Source organism: Nocardia sp. NPDC058480, assembly GCF_042720495.1.
GTDB lineage: Bacteria > Actinomycetota > Actinomycetes > Mycobacteriales > Mycobacteriaceae > Nocardia.
This window is the reverse complement of record NZ_JBHXMN010000003.1, coordinates 234,866-257,270: the sequence shown is the minus strand read 5'-3', so window position 1 is coordinate 257,270 and position 22,405 is coordinate 234,866. Positions and strand designations below refer to the sequence as shown.

At 68.2% G+C, this 22,405-nt stretch carries 17 protein-coding genes and 1 tRNA gene; 4 read left to right on the top strand and 14 right to left on the bottom strand.

What is annotated here, in order from left to right:
- From ACFWO8_RS10015 to ACFWO8_RS09995, 5 genes are all read right to left on the bottom strand, one after another.
- Positions 1–1,473, bottom strand: coding sequence for a peptidoglycan D,D-transpeptidase FtsI family protein (locus ACFWO8_RS10015; protein ID WP_378947148.1), 1,473 nt, complete (start codon positions 1,471–1,473; stop codon positions 1–3).
- A complete protein-coding gene (locus tag ACFWO8_RS10010; protein WP_378947143.1) occupies positions 1,470–2,942 on the bottom strand; it encodes an FtsW/RodA/SpoVE family cell cycle protein in 1,473 nt (490 codons plus the stop codon). Before ACFWO8_RS10010 ends, ACFWO8_RS10015 begins: the two co-directional genes overlap by 4 nt.
- Positions 2,942–4,393 carry a PP2C family protein-serine/threonine phosphatase gene (locus ACFWO8_RS10005; RefSeq protein ID WP_378947140.1) on the bottom strand — a complete coding sequence of 484 codons (1,452 nt, stop codon included), beginning with the start codon at positions 4,391–4,393 and terminating at the stop codon, positions 2,942–2,944. The genes ACFWO8_RS10010 and ACFWO8_RS10005 overlap by 1 nt, the downstream gene beginning before the upstream one ends.
- Positions 4,390–4,866 (bottom strand): FHA domain-containing protein, encoded by a 477-nt coding sequence (locus ACFWO8_RS10000; RefSeq protein WP_062992366.1) that lies wholly within the window; start codon positions 4,864–4,866, stop codon positions 4,390–4,392. The genes ACFWO8_RS10005 and ACFWO8_RS10000 overlap by 4 nt, the downstream gene beginning before the upstream one ends.
- 168 nt (positions 4,867–5,034) lie before the next feature.
- Entirely contained in the window at positions 5,035–6,453 is a 1,419-nt protein-coding gene (locus ACFWO8_RS09995) for an FhaA domain-containing protein (RefSeq protein WP_378947136.1), read from the bottom strand.
- Between the two features lie 218 nt (positions 6,454–6,671).
- Between ACFWO8_RS09995 and ACFWO8_RS09990 the strand changes: the two genes are divergently transcribed.
- Positions 6,672–6,754, top strand: a tRNA-Leu gene (locus tag ACFWO8_RS09990).
- 178 nt (positions 6,755–6,932) lie between these two features.
- Here ACFWO8_RS09990 and ACFWO8_RS09985 read toward each other — a convergent pair.
- On the bottom strand, positions 6,933–7,571 hold the full coding sequence (locus ACFWO8_RS09985) for a class I SAM-dependent methyltransferase (protein WP_378947130.1): 639 nt from the start codon (positions 7,569–7,571) through the stop codon (positions 6,933–6,935).
- 92 nt (positions 7,572–7,663) lie between these two features.
- Here ACFWO8_RS09985 and ACFWO8_RS09980 point away from each other — a divergent pair, with 92 nt between their 5' ends.
- Positions 7,664–9,085, top strand: a complete 1,422-nt coding sequence (locus tag ACFWO8_RS09980; RefSeq protein ID WP_378947127.1) for a hypothetical protein — start codon at positions 7,664–7,666, stop codon at positions 9,083–9,085.
- A gap of 801 nt (positions 9,086–9,886) precedes the next feature.
- Here ACFWO8_RS09980 and ACFWO8_RS09975 read toward each other — a convergent pair.
- Positions 9,887–10,921 (bottom strand): stage II sporulation protein M, encoded by a 1,035-nt coding sequence (locus ACFWO8_RS09975; RefSeq protein WP_378947124.1) that lies wholly within the window; start codon positions 10,919–10,921, stop codon positions 9,887–9,889.
- An 18-nt stretch (positions 10,922–10,939) separates the two neighbouring features.
- Between ACFWO8_RS09975 and ACFWO8_RS09970 the strand changes: the two genes are divergently transcribed.
- Positions 10,940–11,686, top strand: a complete 747-nt coding sequence (locus tag ACFWO8_RS09970) for an RDD family protein (protein ID WP_378947121.1) — start codon at positions 10,940–10,942, stop codon at positions 11,684–11,686.
- Positions 11,687–11,865: 179 nt separating this feature from the next.
- Here the strand turns inward: ACFWO8_RS09970 and ACFWO8_RS09965 are convergent, their stop codons facing one another.
- From ACFWO8_RS09965 to ACFWO8_RS09940, 6 genes are all read right to left on the bottom strand, one after another.
- The gene (locus ACFWO8_RS09965) at positions 11,866–13,152 is read right to left on the bottom strand and encodes a DUF58 domain-containing protein (protein ID WP_378947118.1); all 1,287 of its coding nucleotides are present in this window, start codon (positions 13,150–13,152) and stop codon (positions 11,866–11,868) included.
- A gap of 4 nt (positions 13,153–13,156) precedes the next feature.
- Positions 13,157–14,152: an AAA family ATPase gene (locus ACFWO8_RS09960; RefSeq protein WP_378947115.1), complete on the bottom strand. Its 996-nt coding sequence runs from the start codon at positions 14,150–14,152 to the stop codon at positions 13,157–13,159.
- A complete protein-coding gene (locus tag ACFWO8_RS09955; protein WP_378947112.1) occupies positions 14,149–15,174 on the bottom strand; it encodes a DUF4129 domain-containing protein in 1,026 nt (341 codons plus the stop codon). The genes ACFWO8_RS09960 and ACFWO8_RS09955 overlap by 4 nt, the downstream gene beginning before the upstream one ends.
- Positions 15,171–16,073, bottom strand: coding sequence for a hypothetical protein (locus tag ACFWO8_RS09950; protein ID WP_378947109.1), 903 nt, complete (start codon positions 16,071–16,073; stop codon positions 15,171–15,173). The genes ACFWO8_RS09955 and ACFWO8_RS09950 overlap by 4 nt, the downstream gene beginning before the upstream one ends.
- A gap of 272 nt (positions 16,074–16,345) precedes the next feature.
- On the bottom strand, positions 16,346–17,923 hold the full coding sequence (locus tag ACFWO8_RS09945; protein ID WP_378947106.1) for an adenylate/guanylate cyclase domain-containing protein: 1,578 nt from the start codon (positions 17,921–17,923) through the stop codon (positions 16,346–16,348).
- Positions 17,924–18,154: 231 nt separating this feature from the next.
- Entirely contained in the window at positions 18,155–18,700 is a 546-nt protein-coding gene (locus tag ACFWO8_RS09940; protein ID WP_378947103.1) for a TetR/AcrR family transcriptional regulator, read from the bottom strand.
- 81 nt (positions 18,701–18,781) lie between these two features.
- Between ACFWO8_RS09940 and ACFWO8_RS09935 the strand changes: the two genes are divergently transcribed.
- Positions 18,782–20,293 carry an MFS transporter gene (locus ACFWO8_RS09935; protein ID WP_378947100.1) on the top strand — a complete coding sequence of 504 codons (1,512 nt, stop codon included), beginning with the start codon at positions 18,782–18,784 and terminating at the stop codon, positions 20,291–20,293.
- A 226-nt stretch (positions 20,294–20,519) separates the two neighbouring features.
- Here ACFWO8_RS09935 and ACFWO8_RS09930 read toward each other — a convergent pair whose 3' ends face one another.
- The gene (locus ACFWO8_RS09930; RefSeq protein ID WP_378947097.1) at positions 20,520–22,352 is read right to left on the bottom strand and encodes a DUF4407 domain-containing protein; all 1,833 of its coding nucleotides are present in this window, start codon (positions 22,350–22,352) and stop codon (positions 20,520–20,522) included.
- Between the last annotated feature and the right edge of the window lie 53 nt (positions 22,353–22,405).

The window sequence follows — 22,405 nt, the reverse complement described above, 5'->3', positions numbered from 1 at the left end:
TCAGCCCCCTGCCAGGCCCGCGTCGAGCACAGACCTGGCGATCGGTGCCGCCACTGATCCTCCAGTGGCAGCCAACTGCCTGTCGCCGCCGTTTTCGACGATCACCGCGATGGCGATCTTCGGGTTCTGCGCGGGCGCGAAGGCCATATACCAAGCATGTGGCGGGGTGTTACGGGGATTACTGCCGTGTTCGGCGGTTCCGGTCTTGGACGCGATCTGGTACCGCGATCGTCCACCGCCCGCGGTATTGGCCTCCGAGGCGACCATCAGATCCGTCAGGGTCGACGCTACCTGGGGACTCACTGCCTGCCCGACGCTGACCGGTTTGGTCTTGCTGAGCTCCGACAGATCAGGCGCTTGGGTCTGATCGACCAGATACGGCTGCATCCTGGTGCCGCCGTTGGCGATGGTCGCGGCGATCACCGCGACATTGAGCGGCGTCAGCGACACATCGCGCTGACCGATGCTCGACTGGCCGAGCGCGGCGTTGTCCGGGATCGGGCCGACGGTCGATTCGGCGACCGGGATCGGTACACCGGGCGGATCCTCGACACCGATGCCGAACGCGGCGGCCTCGTCCTTGAGCTTGGCCGCGCCGACCTTCACGCCGAGTTCGACGAACGCGGTGTTGCACGAACGCCGGAACGCTTCGTAGAGGCTGGCCGTCGGCTGGTCACCGCAGGTACTGCCGTTGTAGTTCTCCAGCGTGGTGCTGGTCCCGGGCAGGGTGATGTTGGGTGCCGCGGTGAACTGGTCGTTCGGCCCGGCGACACCGTTGGACAGCGCGGCCGCGGTGACGATGGTCTTGAACGTCGATCCCGGCGGATAGGTCTGCGAGACAGCGCGATTGAGCATCGGCTGACTCGGATCGGTGCTCAACCGCTCCCAGGCCGCCCGCCCCGCCGCGCCGTCGTGGCCCGACAGCTCGTTGGGGTCGTAGCTCGGCGTGGACACCATGGTCAAGATCTTGCCGGTGCTCGGCTCGATCGCCACGACAGCACCGGTGTAGCCCTTCGACGTCATCTGCTCGTAGGCGACCTGCTGCATCACCGGATTCAGAGTGGTGAGTACGTTCGCGCCGCGCGGATCACGCCCGGAGAACATGTCGATGAGGCGCCGACCGAACAGGCTGGAGTCATTGCCCGACAGCAGCGGATCCTCGGCCAGCTCGAGCCCGGTCTTGCCGTACTGCATCGAGTAGAAGCCGGTGACCGGCGCGTAAGCCGGTGGGTCGGAGGGGTACTGACGCAGGTACTTGTACCGGTCGTCGGTCGAGACGGAGCCGGCGAGCACGGTACCGCCCGCGGAGATCTGACCGCGCTGGCGCGAGTACTCGTCGAGCAGCACCCGCGAGTTGCGCGGATCGCTGCGCAGGTCGTCGGCCTTGACCACCTGCAGGTAGGTCGCGTTCACGAGCAACGCCACCACCATCACCATGACGGCGACGGCGACGCGACGCAGAGGTGTGTTCATTCGCTCACCCTGCTTTCCGGCCTGCGGACCAGTTCCGTGGCCGCGTCGGCGATCGGGGCCGGCGCGCGCTTACGGGCCGGTGCCGGTGCGCGGGCCGCATCGGAGATCTTGATCAGCAGCGCGAGCAGCGCGTAGTTCGCCAGCAGCGACGAACCGCCATAGGAGATGAACGGCGTGGTCAGACCGGTGAGTGGAATCAGCTTGGTGACACCGCCGACAACCACGAACACCTGGATCGCGATGGTGAACGACAGGCCCGCCGCGAGCAACTTGCCGAAGCTGTCACGCACGGCCAGCGCGGTGCGCAGCCCGCGGACGATGAAGATCAGGAACAGCATCAGCACCGCGGTGAGCCCGATCAGGCCGAGTTCCTCGCCGATGGTGGTGACGATGAAGTCGGTCTTGGCGAAGGGCACCTGCTGGGGTCGGCCGCTGCCGAGGCCGGTGCCGGCGAGGCCGCCGGTGGCGAAGCCGAACATCGACTGCGAGATCTGGTAACCGGTGTTGTGGTAGTCGTCGAACGGGTGCAGCCAGGTGTCGACGCGCACACGCACATGCCCGAACAGCTGGTAGGCGAACACGAATCCGAGCGCGAGCAGCCCGCCGCCGATGACCAGCCAGCCCACCCGTTCGGTGGCGATATAGATCATCACCAGCACCGTGCCGAAGATGAGCAGCGAAGTGCCGAGATCCTTTTCGAGCACGAGCACGCCGATGCAGACGACCCACACGATCAGGACCGGGCCCATATCGCGCGGTCGCGGGAACTCCATCCCGAGGAAGTGCTTGCCCGCCGCGGTGAACAGGTCACGCTTGGCCACCAGCACGCCGGCGAAGAACACGATCAGCAGGATCTTCGCGAATTCACCTGGCTGCACACTGAATCCGGGCAGCCGGATCCAGATCTTGGCGCCGTTGACTTCGGAGAACTGGCTGGGCAACAGTGCGGGAATCGCCAGCGCGACCAGGCCGACCAGGCCTAGGGTGTAGGTGTAGCGCGCCAGCGTGCGGTAATCCCGCAAGACGATGAGCAGGCTGATGAACACCACGATGCCGAGGCCGGTCCACATGATCTGCTGGTTGGCGTCGGGGGAGGGGACCGGCGTCGAGTCGTATGCCGCTTTCTGCGCGTCCGCGAGATCGAGCCGGTGGATCAGCACCAGCCCCAATCCGTTGAGCAGCGCCACAATCGGTAGCAGGAGCGGGTCGGCGAACGGCGCGAACCGGCGCACCGCGAGATGGGCGATCCCGAACAGCGCGAGGAACGCCACCCCGTACTTGGCGATGTCGGTGGTGATCGACTGTTCCTGGCTTGCCTCGACGATGAACAACGACACCGTCGTGATGCCCGCCGCACCCGCCAGCAGCAGCAACTCCTGGTTGCGTCGCGTCGACGGCGGCGGCGCCGGCGCGAATCCACCAGGGGGACTGGGGAACGCCCCAGCCGACGGCGGTGGCGGTGCGGACATCAGTCCGTCACCCGGCAGTTCTCCCCTGAGATCTGCGGGGTTGTCGGGGGGACGGTCGTGGTGGTCGGTGCCGGGGTGGTCGGGGTCGGCGTCGCGGGCTGATCGGGGCCGGGAGTCGGTGCCCCGCCGGGGATCACCGGGGACTGCTCAGGCGGCAGTACGCCGGGCTGGGGCACCGTTTCCTTCTTCGGGCACGGCGGCAGGAGCTCGTTCTGCGCCAGCACCTTCATGCTGCCGCGCGCCTTGTCCAGCGAATCCGGCGGCAGGCCCTTCTGCACCTGGTCGCGGCCGGTCTGCTTCAGGTCACTGACCATCAGCGTCTTGCAGCCACTCGGCGCGGACTTACCCACCTCGACGAGCGTGAGCTCGCTCTTGCTGTTCACACAGCCCTGCAGCTCCACGTCGTGGATCGAGTAGCCGAGGATCGAACCGGGCAGGCCGCGCATCACGACCACCTTGTCGTTGTCGGCGCCCACGTAGTAGTTGCTGCGAATCATCTTGTAGCCAACCACGAGTCCGATGGCGACCGCGGCGATCAGGGCCAGCGACAACAGCAGCCAGCGCAGCTTGTGCGACTTCGTTTCCGGCGGCGGCGGTACGGCGGCGGCCCTGCGCGGTTGCGCGCGCGGCGGGCGCATGGCGGCGGCGCGCCCTGCCGCGGTGTTCGGCGGCGGGGAGTCTTCCTCCTCCTCGGTGGAGGCGGCGCCCGCGAGGATCGGGTGGCTCTGGCCGTAGTCGAGGTCGATCACATCGGCGACGACGACGGTCACATTGTCGGGACCACCGCTGCGCAACGCCAGCTCGATGAGCCGGTCGGCGCACTCGTCGGTATTGCCCTCGCGCATGGTGTTGCCGATGGTCTCATCGCTCACCACGTCCGAAAGTCCGTCGGAGCACAGCAGATAACGATCACCGGCGCGGGCTTCGCGCATGATCAGCGTCGGCTCGATCTCGTTGCCGGTGAGGGCACGCATGATCAGCGAGCGCTGCGGATGGGTGTGCGCCTGCTCCGGGGTGATCCGGCCTTCGTCGACCAGCGATTGCACGAACGTGTCATCGCGGGTGATCTGGGTCAGTTCGCCGTCGCGCAGCAGGTAGGCCCGCGAGTCGCCGATGTGGACCATGCCGAGCTTGCGGCCCGCGAACAGGATGGCGGTGAGCGTGGTGCCCATGCCGTCGAGTTCGGGTTCGGCCTCGACGTGGTCGGCGATGGCGGCATTGCCGGAATGCGTGGCGTGGTCGAGCTTTCCGAGGATGTCGTCGCCGGGCTCGTCGTCGTCGAGATGCGCCAACGCGGCGATCATCAACTGGGAGGCCACTTCTCCGGCGGCGTGCCCACCCATGCCGTCGGCCAGCGCTAATAGGCGTGCGCCCGCGTAGACCGAATCTTCGTTGTTGCCCCGGACGAGTCCGCGGTCGCTTCGCGCTGTGTAGCGCAGAACAAGTGTCACGATCGCAGCTCGATCACTGTTTTGCCGACTCGCACCGGAGTGCCGAGCGGAACACGGACGGCGGTGGTGACTTTCGCGCGGTCGAGATATGTGCCATTGGTGGAACCGAGGTCTTCCACGTACCAGTCGTCACCACGCTGAGACAGTCGCGCGTGCCTGGTCGAGGCGTAGTCGTCGGTGAGTACCAGCGTGGAATCGTCGGCGCGTCCGATGAGGACCGGTTGCGTGCCGAGGGTGATTCGAGTGCCGGCGAGTGAACCATGAGTCACCACTAGATACTTGGCGCCCTTCTGGCTTCGGCTGAAGGAGGGCAGTCCGATGGACCCACGATTTCCGCGGGTTGCCCTCGGCTGTATCCGTATGCCGGATGCCGCGTAGATATCGCTGCGCAAGGTCCGCAGAACGGCCCAGACGAACAACCAGAGCAGCAGCAGGAACCCCGCGCGGGTCAATTGCAGGATCAATCCCTGCACGGCGTTCCACCTCCTGTTCGCCCGGGTACGTCGGTACGGCAGGTGCGGGGCGAACCACCCCCACCAGCGTGCTGGCTTGCGGGCCCCGAGGTCGGGACCGTGCGTGTAATGGCAGCATCATAGAGCCGACAGCGTCGACTCGTGACGTGCACCGCGCAGCTTACGGGATCAGACGATCCGGATCAGGATCTCGGAATGTCCGGCCCGGATGACGTCGCCATCGGCGAGCTGCCAATCCTGCACGGGGGAACCGTTGACGAGCGTTCCGTTGGTGGAACCCAGGTCGGAGAGCATGGCCGTCTGGCCGTCCCAGCGCACCTCGATATGGCGACGCGACACACCTGTGTCGGGCAGCCGGAAGTGGGCATCCTGGCCGCGGCCGAGGATGTTGGAACCCTCGCGCAGCGCGTAGGTGCGGCCGCTGCCGTCGTCGAGCTGGAGGGTGGCCGAGTAGCTCGACTGGGCGGCGGCGTAGCCCGCGCCCTGCTGCTGGCCGTAGCCCTGCTGGCCGTAACCGGCGGCGGGCTGGGCGTAGCCGCCCTGCTCCTCCTGGCCGTAGGCGGGCTCGGCGTAACCGGGCTGCGCGCCGTAAGCCTGCTGGCCGTAGCCCTGCTGCTGTGGTTCGGCGTAGCCCTGCTGGCCGTAGCCGCCCTGCTGGTCGTAGCCGGGCTCGGCGTAGCCCTGTTGGCCGTAACCGGCCTGCTGGCCGTAGCCCTGCTGCTGTGGTTCGGCGTAGCCCTGCTGGCCGTAGCCGCCCTGCTGGTCGTAGCCAGGTTCGGCGTAACCGGGCTGCGCGCCGTAGCCGCCCTGCTGGCTGTAGGCCTGCTGGCCGTAGCCGCCCTGCTGGTCGTAGCCGGGCTCGCCGTACGCGGGCTGGGCGCCGTAGCCGCCCTGCTGGCCGTAGCCCTGCTGTGCGGGCGCGGCGGGGTCGTAGCCGCTCTGGTATTCGCCACCCTGCTGGCCGTAGGCGTCGCCGTATCCGGGCTGCGCCTCGGGCGCGCCGTAGCCGCCACCGCGGCCGTAATCATCGGCCGGGTAGGAAGCCCCTGGCGCGCCTGCGGGCGGCGGTGCGTACCCGCGGTTGCGTGGATCGGACTCCGCGGGCTCTCGGCCGGGCTCGTAGCCTGAGTTATGCGTCATGGGGCCAGCTCCTGGTTGCGGGTGTGCGGGTCGTTGTGGCGGTCCGGGGCGAGGTGGGGCCGTCCCACGGCCGGCGTCGGGGTCGACGCGGCCGCTCGCTCTGAACATTCCGGTGTGCAGCGTAGGTGATGCCTCGAACGCTACGTGCACTTCGCCGTAGGTCTGCCAGCCCTGCTCGCGGATGTAATCCTGCAGATGTTTGGCGAACGCTTTGGTCGTCAGGTCGTGATCGGCGTCGAGCTTGCCGTGATCGGTTTCGTTGATCGTGATCACGTAACTGTTCGGTGCGAGTCGGTGCCCGCCCTCCAGATCCTGGATCTGATCTGCGGCTTCTCGCTGCAGCGCTGCCTCCACCTCCTGGGGGACCACGCTGCCGCCGAACACCCGAGCGAACACGTCACCGACAGCGCCCTGCAAGCGACGTTCGAATCTCGACACGATGCCCATCACAGCCCTCCCTTCGGTGCGAGTGTCCGCCCTCCCGGCACGCTCGCTACGGCGTGTCCGGACGCGACCACGTTCCTTGCATGATATCCACGATCCTCTACCTGGGTAACTCCCGGCGGCGCCCCCCGGTTCCCGCGCTGGCTTCAACGGCATCACCGCAGGTCAGAGAATCGATTTTATTTTCGCCCGCGGGGCATGTTAGATTTTTCCAGTCGCTCGGGCGAGTGGCGGAATGGCAGACGCGCTGGCTTCAGGTGCCAGTGTCCGTAAGGACGTGGGGGTTCAAGTCCCCCTTCGCCCACACAGACTAAGGCTCGATCCTTCTGGATCGGGCCTTCAGTCATTTCCGGGGGTCAGGGGCGGGCATGGCGATGGTCAGGCCCGCGTCGGTTCTTGCCTGTACTAATAGGCCCTTTGTCGCCGTGCCGACTTGGTTGTCGAGCTCGTCGTTGAAGGCACGGTGAGGTCAAGAGTTCTGGTCAGACCTTGCGGGCGATCAGCAGATGGTGCGGGATCGGCGGATTCGCCAAGGTGCGCTGCTCCACGGTCAGTCCCGCGGTGGTCAGTGCCGCCACCACATCGGCAACCGGACGCAAAGTGAATCCATAAGGCGTGAAGGGCATGGTGGCCATGGCTTCGGGATCGCCGATCCCGATCACCGCGGTGCCGCCGGGGCGCAGCACGCGAGCGAGTTCGGCGCAGGCGGCGGGGAGGTCGTCGAGGAAGTAGATGGTGTTGACGGTGATCGCCGCGTGCACACTCGCGTCGGGCAGCGGGAGCGCGGTGAGGGTGCCGTCGGCGAGCGCGAGGCGGCCCTCGGCGACCTCCATGGCGAAACGGCCACGGGCGCGGGCGAGCATGTCGGGCGACGGCTCGACGCCGTACACCACGCCTTCGGCACCGACGCGGGCCAGCAACAACTCCAGGCCGACCCCGCCACCGAAGCCGATATCGGCGACCGTTGCCCCGGCGGTCGGCGCCGCGGCGGCGACGGCCGCTGCGATGGCACGCTTGTTCCCGCGATTGAGCACGAACGCCACGCCCTTGCCGAGCACACCGTGCGGATTGCCGAGCTGCCCGGCGATTGTCGTGAGCAGGCGATCTTTGACCCCGGTCATGCCGCCATCGTAGGCGGCGTTTTCTCGTCGCTGGTGCCGCAGGGTGAGCCGAATACTTTTCCTCCGACCGGAATTCGGGTTCGATACAGACCGTGCCGCCTGCAACCCGCCGCTTCATTGCCCGCGCCGCCGTCCTGGCCCTCGTCTCGTCGGGTGCCTGGTCGATTCCCGCGTCGGCCGACCCGCCGCCGGTGACCGGCCCGCTCGTGGCCAACCCTTTCCTCGGTCCGCTCGGGACAGCGACCATGCACGGGGATGCGGGGTCATCGGATGTGACTCCGCTGGCCGGGCCTGCCGCCGGGGCCGGTGTCACGGTGTATCCGCTCGGGGCGGCGTGCCCGACGCTGCTCGAAGGCGCGGATGGCTTGGTGGTGGGGTTGTGCACCGCCATCGCGGGGCAGACGCCGACGGTGTTTCTGTTCGACTCGGGAGCGTCGGGGCCGGTCGGTGGCGCGCTTGCTTCGTTGCCGCTGACCAAGGGGAGCTTGCTCGGCGGGGTGTATGCCTATCTCGACAACGAGGATCGGCTGGTGGTTGTCGACGGTGGGCGACGGCTGCTGCGGGTCACTCATGTTCGCGGTGACGACGGTGCGTGGCGGTTGACCGCCACCGTGCAGGCGGATCTGAGCAGCTCGATTCCCCAGGGCGACAACGTGACCGGACTCGTTCCCGATTGGGCAGGCAACGTCTGGTTCGCGACGGGACATGGGGTGGTCGGGTTCGTCGAACCGCAAGGGCGGGTGGGGACGGTAGCGCTGCCATCCGGGGAACTGGTGGCCAACAGCATTTCGTCGGCGCCCAATGGCGGTGTGGCCGTGGCGAGTACGCATGCGCTGTACGAGCTGTATGCGAAAGCCGGTGAGCCCGAGATTCGTTGGCGATCTGCCTACGATCGCGGTAGCGCGCGGAAACCGGGTCAGCTCAGCTGGGGCACCGGCTCGACGCCGACGTACTTCGGGCCGGTGCGCGGCGACGAGTATCTCGCCATCGTCGACAATGCCGACGATCAGGTGCGGCTCATCGTGGCGCGCTCCGGTTCGGGTGAGCAGGTCTGCTCGGTTCCGGTTCCTGTCGGCGGCAGCGAGAATTCGCCGATCGCGGTCGGTTCGTCGATCTTCGTCGCGAGCACCTACGGCTATCCGTATCCCACCGTTCCCGAGGGCGCAGGCCCGGCCGTTCCGGCGAGCGCGCCGTTTCGCGGCGGCCTGAGCCGGGTCGATCTCACTGCCGAGGGTTGTGTCCCGGTGTGGGACAGCCGGGTACGCAGCGCGGCCGTCCCGCGACTGTCGCTCGCCGACGACGGCATCCACACTCTGCGCCGTGTCGGACCCGACGTGACAACCCCCCTCGACGGATTCGACTATGTCGTTATCGACCCGGCGACGGGCGCCGTACGCGCCTCGACTCCGCTGCCGGGCACGGTCGCCGAGGACCCGCTGCAGATGGCCGCGCTCATCACCCGTGACGGCGCGCTGTGGCAGGGAACCATCTCGGGGGTCGTCCGGGTCGGCTGAGGCCGCCTCGCCCGCGCAAACCCGACCCCGCGCCTGTTTCGGCTGCCTGACGACTTATCGCAGCGTTGGCGATATCGACGCGCCGTCTGGCCGTTCACCGGGTCTCGCATGCCTGCACAGGCCCGATCACCGCAGGTGAGGCGAAGGTCACACTGCCCGTGCAACCTTGTATTCCGGATGTTCTTCTGCCGATTTCTGTCCGTTCGGCGGACCTTTCGCAACCAGTCGTCCGTCCAGTTAGAGCCGATGAATTCGGTGTTTCACGGCGATTGCTGGGCGTGCGTCTTGTTTGCAGAGTAGTTAACAAACTTGAAGTCTCTTTTCCTGTTTCAAGTAGTCGGCAACCGTAATTCCGTTGCCGAAACCCCAGGTGACAGCTATGGGGAGGGGTCGGTGTGATCCGGGGCAACCTTGCCCGAAATTCGCGCGCGGGTGCCATCGAGGATGCGTGACTCGTTATCGAAGGTTTGCTCGGGGTGAATTCTCGGTGCCGCCGACAGCGCGATGAAGGTGGCGCCGGAAGTTTGCTGAGGGGGTGAAAAACAGTGCGTCCACAGGCCTTTGCACGTTCGCAATTCCTACCCCGGACCTGCGCGTTGGGGGTTGCATGGGCATAACGATTGTGTACAGTTGACGGTAACGCTGGCCGCAGTTCGAGCCCGACTCGCTGCGGCCAGCGGAACTCAAATGGGGGAGTTCTTCACCGTCTCTTAACCTTCCGTAGCTGCCGATTGTCCGGTGCTGTCCCGGCGCGGTGTGCTCGGAGTTGTCGGCCGCACAGATGTACGTGCAGATGCGAGCTCACGCCCGGTCGAGAACCTTCGCCGGCGCCATCAGCCACCGGTCGGCCGGATCCGCCGACATCACCGGTATCGCTGCCTCGGCATCCTGTTCCTCGGCCACCCGCCTGCCGATCCCGAAGACGTAGTACAGGAACAGCGCCTCGGCCGTGAACCCCAGCGCGATCCGCACGGGCGCGGGCAGCGGGCTCGGGGTCACGAAACCCTCCAGCAGCCCACACACCAGCAGCACGCACACCAGCCCGAGCGCCACCGTCGCGGTCGCGCGCCCCTGCCTGGCCATCGCGGCCGCCCTGCTGCGCCGTCCCGGGTCGACCAGCGTCCACCCGAGCTTCAACCCCACCCCGCCCGCGACGAACAGCGCGGTGAGCTCCAGCGTGCCGTGCGGCAGGATGAAGCCGAAGAACGAATCCAGCCGGCCCGCCTCGGCCATCAATCCACCGGTTATCCCCAGATTCAGCGCATTCATGAACAGTGCGTACACAGCCGGGAGGATCAGTACACCGGTGAACAACGCGATCGCCGACACCAGCGAATTGTGTGTCCACACCTTCGCGGCGAAGGCCTCGTTGGGGTGCTCCGAGTAGTACGTCTCGAACGAACCCCCAGGTCCGGTGACATCTGACAGGTCGCCCTCGGGTATCCCCAGCGCATCGCGAGCCGCGGCCGAACGATCGACAAGCACGCCGATCACACCCGCGACGGCGAGAAAGATCGCAGTTGTCCCCAACCACCACGGCCAGGCTCTATACACAGCTGATGGAAAGTGGCGGGTGAAGAACCGGCCCACTTCGCGCCACGGCTGCGACCGCGCCGCGAGTACCCGCCCGCGTGCGCGCGCCAGCAGCGCGCTGAGCCGGTCGACGAGCTCCGGATCCGGGTGGTGCGCCTGCAATCTCGCCAGCTGCTGCGAGGTGGACCGATACAACCGCACCAGCTCATCGGCCTCCGCGCCGGAAAGCTTGCGCTGGCGAACCAGCTGATCCAGCCGATACCACGACCGTTGATTCGCCCAGCTGTAGGCATCGGTGTCCATATCGGGAATGCTAGCCACATGGCTGAATTCACCACCGGCGAAGCGGTAGCGCTCGAACTGCCGATCGCGCGCATACCCAGCCGTGCGGGCGCTTTTCTGCTCGACCTGATGCTCCAGCTCGCCCTCGCCGCGACCCTGCAGTACATCTTGATGCTCGTGCTGCTGGCCACTGACGCCGACTCCGCCTGGTTCTCGGTGACGGCGGTCGTCACGCTGGTGACCGTGCTGATCGCCTACCCGGTGTGCAGCGAAACCGTCTCGCGCGGGCGATCACTGGGCAAGCTGGCGTTCGGATTGCGTGTGGTGCGGGCCGACGCCGGGCCGATCGACTTCCGGCACGCGCTCACCCGCGGCCTCGCGGGGGCGATTGTGGATTTCTGGATGCTCGGTGCGTTCGGCGCGGTCGCCGTTGTCACGTCGCTGTGTTCGCGCGATGGCAAGCGAGTGGGCGACGTGCTGGCCGGAACGGTAGTTGTGCACACCCGCCAGGCCATGCCGATGCCGTCGCTGGCCGTCGCGCCGCCGTGGTTGACAGGCTGGTCGGCGCAGCTGGATCCGAGTGCGATCTCCGACGAACTGGCCGGCGCGGCGCGACGGTATCTGATCCGGCTGCCGACACTCACGCCGCCCACACAGCACTATTTGGGCACTCAGCTTGTCGAGGCGATGTGTGCGGCGCTGCGCTGCCCGGTGCCTGTCGGCTACCCGCCGTATCACGTGCTCGGCGCGATTCTCGCTCGGCGACAGCAGCTTTCGCTGAGGTAAATGCACAGGCTGTGGATGAATCAGCTGTGCACGAATCAGGCTGCGCGCGAACCTACCTGTGCACAACCCAGCCTGTGGATGAATCTGTTGGCGAGTCGGTGGATGACCTGTGAGTACTGGTGGAAACTGCGGTTATCCACAACCACGTGCGGTTGTGCACAATTCGCGATGTCCACAGATCACAGCGAGCCGGACTGCTTGAGTTCGAGGTATTCGTCGGCCAGCGCCTCGGGCAGGTGATCGGGGGCCGCGGCCACCACAGCCACCCCGCGCCGCCGCAGTGATTCCTGCACGAAGGCGCGTTCGGCCAGCACGGTTTCGGCGGCGGCAGCGGTGTAGACCGCCGCACGATCGCCCGCCGCCGCGGCGATATCGGGATCGGTGACGGAGACGATCAGCACCCGATGACGCCGCGTGAGCGTCGGCAGTGCGGGCACCAGGTGCTCGGTGACGGTCGGCCCGTCGAGACTGGTGAACCACACGATCAACGCCCGCCTGCGAACCCGCGAGATCACGGTGCGAACCAGCCCGTCAGTGTCGGTGTCCACCAGCTGTGGAGTAACCCCCGCAAGGGTGTGCATAAGTTTCAGCGGCAGCTGATTGCCGCTCGCACCACTTACTTCCGCGCGCACTCGGCGGTCGTAGGCCAGCAGATCGACCGTATCGCCCGCGGCCGCGGCCAGCCCGCCGAGCAGCAGCGCCGCTTCGATCGCACTGTCGAGCCGGGTGCTATCGCCGACCCGGCCCGCACTGGCCCGCCCGGTATCGAGGACCATCAGCAGCTGCCGGTTGCGTTCGGGCCGCCAGGTCCGGACCAGTACGTCATTGGCGCGCGCGGTGGCCCGCCAGTCGATGCTGCGCACGTCATCGCCCGCCACGTACTCGCGGAACGAATCGAACTCGGTGCCCTGCCCGCGCGTATTGGCGACATTGCGGCCCTCGAGATGATGCAGCCGCTTCACCTTCGAACGCAGCAGTCGCTCACTGCGAAACGCGGGCAGCGCGCGCACCCTGGCGGGCACATCGACCCGGCTCTGCCGTCCCGCCAGACCCAGCGGCCCGAGCAGCCGTACCGTCACCGGTCCTGCGACCCGATCGCCGCGATAGGTGGGAGTCAGGCTGGTGCGCAAGCGAATTCGGGTGTGCGGAGCCAGATCAAGGTGCTGTTCGCGGATTTCGGCACGCGCGCTGTCGGGCCAGGCGTCCCACAGCATGCCGCGCACGGTGGCCGTGCCGGTATTGGTGACCACCAGTTCCACCTCGGTGCCGCGACCGAGCCGCACCACCGTCAACGGATCGCGGGTCAGCGACAGCGAATCCGCCCGCGCGGTGAGCGCGAGATCGGTGAGCAGCAGCGCCACCAGCACCGCGCACGCGCCGAGTACCCCGATCCCGGTCGGCACCACGAACATCACCACCGCCGCCGCGAGCGTGGCGAGTAGCGCGAATCGGCCTGTGACCACCACGTCGCTAGACCGGAACCGGCACCGAGACCAGCAGCGACGAGAGCACACCCTCGGTGCTCACCCCGTCCAGCTCGGCCTCCGGACGCAACTGCAAACGATGCCGAAGTACGGCCATCGCCACCGTTTTCACGTCATCGGGCGTCACGTAGGCGCGGCCGTTGAGCCACGCGAAGGCGCGGGCGGCGGCCAGCAGCGCGGTCGCGCCACGGGTGGACGCGCCGTGCGCGACGGCGGGGGAGGAGCGGGTGGCACGGCACAGATCGACGATGTAGGCCAGCACCTCCGGGCTCACCGCCACCTCGCCCACCGCGGCGCGCGCGGCCGCGAGGTGCTCGGGCCCGGCGACCGGCCGCAATCCGGCGGCACCGAGATCACGCGGGTCGAAGCCGCTCGCATGCCGTTGCAGGATGCGGAACTCGTCGTCGCGCTCGGGCAGCCGGATGTCGACCTTGAACAAGAACCGGTCGAGCTGGGCTTCGGGCAGCGGATAGGTACCCTCCTGCTCGATCGGGTTCTGGGTGGCAACCACCACGAACGGATCGGGCAGCGGACGCGGCTGACCGTCCACCGAAACCTGGCGCTCCTCCATCGATTCCAGCAGCGAGGACTGAGTTTTCGGTGGGGTGCGGTTGATCTCGTCGGCCAGCAGCAGGTTGGTGAAGACCGGGCCCTTGCGGAAGGTGAACTCGGCTGAATGTGGGTCGTAGATCTGGGATCCGGTGACATCGCCCGGCATCAGGTCCGGGGTGAACTGCACGCGCGCGTGTTCGAGTGCCAGCGAGGTGGCCAGGGCGCGTACCAGCAGCGTCTTCGCCACGCCAGGAACACCTTCCAGCAGTACGTGGCCGCGGCACAGCAGTGCCAGCACCAGGTACAGCACGGCCTGGTCGTTGCCGACCACCGCCTTGCCGATCTCGGTGCGCAGTGCGGCCAGTGCGGCCGCGGCTTCCTGTGCGCTCGGGGTCTCGAGCAGCACAGCGTCCTTGGAGATATTTGTCATCCGAGCTCCGTCTCGATCCATTCGAGGTGTGCGGCAATGTCATTGAGGGTCGTCTCATCCGGTACGTCACCGAACAGGACTGTGCCGATCTGTCGCGCGGGGACGCCGAGGCGGCTCGACACGGCGTCGACGAGTTGATCGTTGGTGAGCTCGCCGCCCAGCCGTGGCTTGATCCGGCGCAGCGTCGCCGCGCGCAAGATGTGCGCCACATGGGCCACGTCGCCGGAGCGTCGGTACAGGCCCGCCTGCCCCGCGAGCAGCTCGTTCGCGGCGACCTCGACCGGGCGCGGCTCGCCGACCAGCGCGCCACGCCTGCGCGCCCGCCACCAGATCAGCGCGGCGAAGGCGAGCAGGAATTGCAGGCCGCCGAACGCCAGCCAGCCGGGCAGGCGGGTGAAGATCGAGTCCTTGCCGCTGCCGAAATCGAGGTCGCTGTCGTCGCGCGGCCGGTCGGGTGGATCCGGCGGGTCGGGCAGGTCTGGGGTGTCGGGCGCGTTGGGGGCGCCGCATGACTGCATGGTGGCGTAGAGCAGCAGCGCGATGGCGAGTCCGGCGGCGAGGGCCGCCCAGAAGCGTGGGCTGCGCAAGATCCCGGGCAGCGGGGGAAGTTTCCTGCGCTGCTTGGGTTCTCGTTCGACGACCTCGATCTCGAGCGGGTCGAGCACGGGCGGTGGTGCTGATTGGGAGTACCGGTCGGCGTATTCGAGCCGGCGGTACTCGTCCTCGGTGGCCGCGCGTCCGCCGTAGACGACTTCGTCGAAACTCCGTGCCGCCGGGTGCAATTCGGTGGACTGCTCCAGCGGGAGTGCGGTGGTGGCATCGTCGGCGGTCTCCTGCGCGGTGCGCGAGCGACGCACCGGCAAGCTGCCGTCCTGCTCGAGTCCGCGCAGGACGGCGCGGAAGCGTTCGCGCAGTGCACGGTCGTAGTCGCGTCGACCGGCGGCATTCTCGGCGGCCGCACGGTGCTCGGCGGCGGCACCGAGGCGAGGCCGGGGTGGAACGTCATCGGGGGAGTCGGTCACCGGCGATCACCGGGGATGCTGATGTCCATACCTTCCCGGACGCACCGCCTGCTGATGTAGCAGAGCGCGCGGCTGGTCGCCTCCACGATCTCGCTCACCGTCACCACCAGCAGAAATCCGCCGACGAGCAGCGTGATGACGGCCCAGCGGTGGGTGCCGGAGAAGTCGGAGAGGAAGAACGGAATACCGAACGCGGGCACCGCGAGCACGGCGAAGATGCACCGCTGGGTGAGCCACAGACCCGCGGTCGACCAGACGGCACCGTGCATGAGTTCCTTCGAACGGGCAACGCCCACACCGAAACCCGCGTGTTCGGCGATGATCGCCGGTTCGGTGACGAACCGGCGCGACCGCACATGCGAGAGCCAGATCAGCGCGAGCGGATAGGTGATCACCAGAATGCTGCCGAGCAGCAGCACCCCGATGCCGGTGAGCGTGAACATGATCTGTGCCAGCACCAGCGGCATCGCGCGCCGGGCCGCGGCCCGCAACCCGTCGAGCACGCCGTACCTCACCCCGTGGAAATCGGCGAGCGCGATGGCGACGGTCGCACCGCGCAGGACCAGGCGCACCAGCCACACCGCCGCCGCGGTCGCCAGGACCGCCGCCCACGCGGTACCCGCGTCGGAGCCGTCGGTGAGATGGGAGACCAAGCCCGTGAGCCCGAGCACGCCGAGCACCGCGAGCACCAGCGCACTGCCGCCGAGCACCGCGAAGGCCCGGAGATGGGCCTGGATCAGGGCGAACGGCTCATCGAGCAATTCGCGGAAACGCAAGGGGCGGATCGGCACCGTAGGCGGCATTGGCGGCACCGGCGCAGGCACCGGCGCCGGATCGACTCCCGCCCCGACGGCGCCAACCGTTTCGACGGCGGGACGCACGCCGACGAGTGTAGTCATTCCCACCCGAACCGCCCGGTCGATGCGTCGTGCGCGTGGGACTCAGCCCCCGCCACCCGGACCGCGTAGGCCTGAATCTCGCGACCTGGGTGTACTGCCTGGGTCGGGTAGCGCTGTTGTGTCGCGACCTGGGCACACAGCCTGGGCCGGGTAACCCTGATGTGTCCTTACCCGGAGGGGCCCGCCCCGATCTGGACTGAGTGGAGGGTGCGACGAAGGAGTGCCCGGAGGGAGGGAAGATCGGGGGCCCGAAGGGCCCCGACTCGAGCGCGTCAGCGCTCCAATAAATCAGACAACCTCGGCAGCGCAACATGCGTCGGCTCCAATCGCCCACGCAGCGTGACCTTCTCGCCCAGAACCCAGTGCGCGGATTCGGAGTCGGCAGCCGCGGCAAGCGTCGTCGCCGAGGTGAGCAAGCGTTCGTCGTGCTGCTTGGACAGTTCACACAGCCGAGCCGCCTCGTTGACCGCATCGCCGATCACCGTGAATTCGTACCGATTGTGCGTGCCCACATTGCCCGCGACCACTCGCCCCGCCGCCACGCCGATACCCGCGTCGAGATCGGACGCATCGCGTAGTCGACGCTGGATCGCCCGGCCGCACGACAGCGCCGAACCCGCCAGGTCGTCGAGGGGGGCCGGGGTGCCGAACACGGCCAGCGCCGCGTCGCCCTCGAACTTGTTGAGCAGCCCACCGTGCCGTTCCACCTCGTCGACGACGATGTCGAAGAACCGGTTGAGGATGCCGACGATCTCGGGCGCGGGCCGGGTTGCCGCCATCGTGGTCGAGCCGATGATGTCGATGAACAGGGCAGCGGCCTCGGTTTCGGTGCCGCCGAGCACCGGCTGGGAGGCGATCGCCGCCATCGCGACATCGTGGCCGACGTGTTTGCCGAACAGGTCCTCGATCATCGCCCGTTCGCGCAGGCCGTGCACCATCCGGTTGAAACCGCTCTGCAGTTCGCCCAGCTCGGTGCCGTCGTAGAGGGTGATCTCGGCGTCGAGGTCGCCCTGCTCGACGCGGCGCAGTGCCTGGCGGACACCCTTGATCGGAGCCACCGTCGCCGCGACGACCTGGGCCATCAGAATCAACCCGAACACCAGCGCCGAGCCGCCGAGGCTGAGCACGCACACCGCGAGCCTGGCCTTGCTCACCGCGGGGTCGGCCAGCGCCCAGATCGCGACCGTCATGGTCAGCGCCACCGGCACCCCGACGCCGACCAGCCACGACAGCATCGTCCGGCCGAACACACCGATGCCGCGGCGGCGTTGCGGGTCGGCGGCCAGCACGCGCGCGGTGACCGGGCGCAGCGCGAATTCGATGATCAGATAGCTGTTGGCGCACACCACGATCGCCGCGGCGCCGATCGCGAGGATGACCTTGGGAATCAGCGCGGGCTCGAGCACGCCGTAGGTGACGGTGAGCACGGTCAACGTCAACGTCCACAGCACGGCCTGTTGCAGCACCATCCAGCGTGGCGCGGACACGGTTACTCGCTGTTCGGCCGGATTCGGCACGTGGTCTGGATCGGTGGCCCAGCCCATGGACCGCAGGCCCGCCACCGTGCCCCACACGGCGCCGCCCGCGAGCGCGAGCGCGACGCACAGTGGCGTGAAGACGCTGTTGACCAGCAGCAATTCGCGGGTGAACACGGTCGGTCCCGGCAGGACGAAGCCGGCGAGCGCCACCACCATCGTGATGCCGATCAGGTTCGCGATGAGCAGCGGAATGGTGAGCAGCAACTGCACTCGAACGCGGCGGATCGTCGATTTCTCGTCGACCGGTCCGAGCAGCGGCGAGCCCCAGGGCGCTGATCTTGCCGCGCCCGCCGGTCCCTCGCGGTTGATCACACCCGAACTGTAAACCGGTAGATCTAGATCGGCCACAGAGTCGCGTAGGTCACTGTGCGACTCGGGTCGCTATGCCAACTGGTAGTGGCCATTTTTGTGACCCTCCACCGGTTGCCGGTCGTCGTATTGTCCACAGGTGTGTTCGGTGAACAGCCGTCCACTGGGTGTCGCCGGCGAGCAGGTGGGTGTCGTCGATCTCGGACCGGCGGCGGAGGCGCACTGAAATCGGCGTCAGTGCTCGAGCAGCCGGTCGACGACGGCGCGGTAGCGCGCGGGCTCGATCTGCGACAGGCCGAGCAGGGCGCGCAGGTAGACCCCGTCGCCGACCAGGCGGATGGTGTCGGCGCGGACGGGGTCGTCCACCTCTGTCTCCAGGTCGTCGGACCAGGCCGTCATCGTCGCGTCGAGCGCGCGCTGCACCTCGTCGGGTTCGCTGCCCGCCGAGGCGTCGATCGTGCGCATGGTCGCCAGCAGCGAGCGGTAGAGGGCCAGCTCGACGGCATCGTCGGGCACGGTGGGGTCGGGCGTCTGCAGGTACCACTCGGCGACCGGCGTCCCGCTCGCCCTGGCTTCGCCGAGCTGGGTGCCGACGCGCTCGCTCAGCCGGTGGACCAGTCCGACGAGCAGGGCGTCCTTGCTCTTGAAGTGATAGAGCAGCCCGCCCTTGGAGACGCCCGCCGCCGCGGCGACGTTGTCGAGGGTCATCTGGGCCGCGCCACGTTCGAGCAGCAGGGTTTCCAGGGCGTCGAGGATGCGATCGCGGGTGCCGGGGCTCACGGCGATCACTGTACCGTCTGGACGGTTTCTCTGTTACTGTACCGGCTGGACGGTTTATCAAACCCGAAAGTCGAGAGACCGATGAACACCCCCACCGCACTCAGCCCGGCGCGCGCCACCCCGCGTGAATGGGCGGGCCTCGGCGTACTCGCCCTGGCCCTCTTACTGCTGGCCGTCGACGCGACCGTGCTCGACCTGGCCGTGCCCGCGATCAGCGCCGACCTCGCCCCGAGCACCCCGCAGCTGCTCTGGATCATCGACGTGTACTCGTTCGTGCTCGCCGGCCTGCTGGTGGTGATGGGCAATCTCGGCGACCGGATCGGCAGGCGCAGGCTGCTGCTGATCGGTGCCGTCGGCTTCGGCATCGCCTCGGCGCTGGCCGCCTGGGCGGTTTCGCCGGAGATGCTGATCGCGGCGCGCGTCTTGCAGGGCGTGGCCGGTGCCACGCTGATGCCCGCCACGTTGGGGCTGATCCGTTCGATGTTCCAGGACGCGCGTCAGCGCACGGTGGCGATCGGCGTATGGAGTGCGATGGCCGGTGGTGGCGCCGCGGCCGGTCCGCTGGTCGGCGGCTGGCTGCTCGAACACTTCTGGTGGGGATCGGTTTTCCTGGTGAACCTGCCGGTGATGCTGGTGCTGCTGGCACTGGCCCCGCTGCTCATCCCCGAATCACGTGACCCGAACCCCGGCCGGTTCGACGCGCTCAGCGCGCTGCTGTCCATGCTGGCGCTGGTTCCGGTGGTCTACGCGGTGAAGGAAACCGCCGCGCACGGTCCGGCGGTGGGCGCGCTGCTGGTCGGCCTGGCCGGTGTGGTCTCGGCCGTGCTGTTCGTGCGCAGGCAGCGTCGGCTGACCGATCCGATGCTCGACCTGCGGCTGTTCGAGTTGCCGAGGTTCCGGGTCGCGGTGTTCACCAACCTGCTCGCCGTGTTCGCCCTGGCAGGCGTGCTGTTCTTCGGCTCGCAGTATCTACAGCTGGTTCTCGGGCGCACGCCCTTGCAAGCGGGTCTGTTGATGTTGCCCGGACTCGCCGCGAGCGTGCTCGGCTCGCTGGCGGCGGCCTGGCTCGTGCGGCGCTGGCGCGCGACAGTGGTGCTGGCCGGTGCGCTGGTTGTCACGGCGATGGGCTCGGCGGTCTTCCTCGCGGTCGACGCGGTGAGCGGTGCCGAGGCGTTCGTGCTCGGTTTCGCCGGCATCGGCCTCGGTGCGGGCGTGGCCATGACCGTGGCCGCCGACCTGGTCGTCGGATCGGCGCCGCAGGAGCGTGCCGGTGCGGCCGCGGCGATCTCGGAGACCGCCTACGAGACCGGTCTCGCACTCGGTGTCGCCCTGCTCGGGAGCACCGTGATGGCGATCTTCCGGCGTGGCCTTGACCTGTCCTTGCTGCCCGATGACGCGGTGGCCGCCGCATCGGGTTCGCTCAGTGGCGCGGTCGAGGTGGCCGGTGAGCTGCCCGCCGCGGTGGCGCAGGAGTTCCTGTCGTCGGCGAATCAGGCGTTTGTCAGTGGTATTCATCTGACGGTGGTTGGGATCGTCGCGGTGTTGTTGTTCGCGGCCTACAGCGCGGTGCGTACGCGCCACTGTGTTCGGTAAGGACACATCGGGTTCAGTGGTTCGGGGGTGGTTTACAGGGCTGTATTTTTGGAGCGCTGGCGCGCTCGAGCGGGGCCCCTGAGGCCCCGATCTTCCCTCCCTCCGGGCACTCCTTCGTCGCACCCTCCGGTCAGTCCAGATCGGGGCGGGCCCCTTTGGGTAGGGACACATCAGGGGTACCCGGTCGGGGTGGTCTACGCCGTGGTTGGGCGGCGACGGGTTGTACTCAGCGGGCGGGTGGCAGTTGGCGACGGTTGCCGGGGAGTTCGTTGGCGGTGCCGCCGGGGAGTTCGCCGTGGCTGTCTGCCTCGGGCAGGCCGTTGCCCTGTCCGGCGGGCAGGGCGGTGTAGCTCGGTGCCGATTGGTACTGACGCGGGTCCGGGTGGAAGCGGCTCGCGGGTGCGTCGACCACGTTCGAGGCGATCTGCTGGGCGTAGGGCTGGTAGGGCTGGTAGGGCTGCTGGTACTGCTGTTGCGGGTAGGCGCCGGGCGGCAGGAAACCCTGCGGGGGCTGACCGGGCAGCTGGTATCCGGTGGGGACCTGCTGCTGCGCCGCGGAGTCCTGCGTGTCGACGGTGACCTTGCGTGTGCGTCGCAGGGTGAACGTCACCTCTTCGACCTCTTCGAACGCCTGTCGCGCGGTACGCATCGGGTGAGTGGCCGAGTCGAACGCATTGGCGACGAAAGCGGGTACCAGCGGCCGGATCCAGCGGGCGGCGGTGTCGGTGAACGGCACCGTCCCGATGATCGGCAATGCCAATCCGCCACCGCCGGTCGGTGCCTTGGCGGGCGGCTGCTGTGCTGGCACCTGGTGTGCGGGGACGAGCGCCCCGGCGGTACCGGCGGGCAGCGCGTGCTGGACATAACCGGCGGGCAGCTGCGATGTCACGTTCGGCTCCAGAGACACGGAGTCGTCCTTTCGATGCGGCTCGGCGAACCCGAGCTCGAAACCGCCGATCGCGGCGATGATCCTGGTGCGCTGACGTTCTCGATCGATCACGGTATCGGCTTCGATGGCCAGTTGCGCGGCAGTGAGCTCGTGTTCGGCGCGCAATGCTGCCGTCTCGGTGCGTACCTCGGCGCGTTTCACCGCGATGGCGGTGTCGGCCGCACGCTGGGCCCGATCGGCCACTTCCGCGGCGTCGACACTGCGGTCCAGCGAGGTTTCCCCGCGCCACCAGCGCAAGAGCAGCGGCAGCAGGGCCACCACGATCCCCGCGAGCAGAATGAGCAGTCGCAGGGCCGCGGCGCCCGCGTGTGCGGCGGTGTAGCTGTTCATGGCCAGCCAGCGGGCGCCGAGACCACGGTCGCCCTCGGCGATCGCGCTGGTTCTGGCGGCGGCGAGCGTGGCGGACTCGGTACGAACCCGCTGGTCGAGGCCCTCGATGCGGCCCTGCGCAGTGGCGAGCTGTTTGCGGGCATCGTCGAGCATGTCGTTGGCGGTCTGGGTTTCCGGACCGCGACCCGGTACCCCGGTGATCCTGGTCCGCGGGCATTCCGGGGTGGGGTTGTACTCGCACCGGGCGATCACCAGCGCGCGGTCGATATCGGCCTGCGACTTGGCGATGCTCAGGTCGAGCGCACCACGGTCGGCGTTGGCCAGGTCGAACGAGGTGCGGGCGGCGACCACGGCCGGCGCGATCTCGGCGTCGGCCTGGGCACGCACATCCAGTTCCCGGTCGACGGTCCCGCCGAGCAGCACGGTGGCGGCGAGTTCGGCGACGAAGACCCCCGCCAGCACCCCGACCCCGATCCGGGCCGCGACGCCGAACCGATCAACGTCGGCACCGGGACGAGTGGTCGCCAGCGCCCGGCCGAGCGCACCCGCGGCGACCGTGATGACCAGCGCGAACAGCACCGCGCCGACAACGCCGACGGCGGCGGCCAGCAGCGCGGACAACGCGACGAGACCGGCGACCACCGCGAACAGCGACACCGCGGCACCGGTGACGAGATAGCGGCTCTGCTCATGGCTGAAAGCCAGGTCAGCACCCGTTTCCGAGTCCCGGCGCCGGGGCGAGGCGAGGCCTCCGCCGAGCCAGGTGAGTAAGCCGGTCATGAATTCTCCCCGGGTCGTGCGCTCCACTGGGCATGGCGACATTGGTAGGCAAG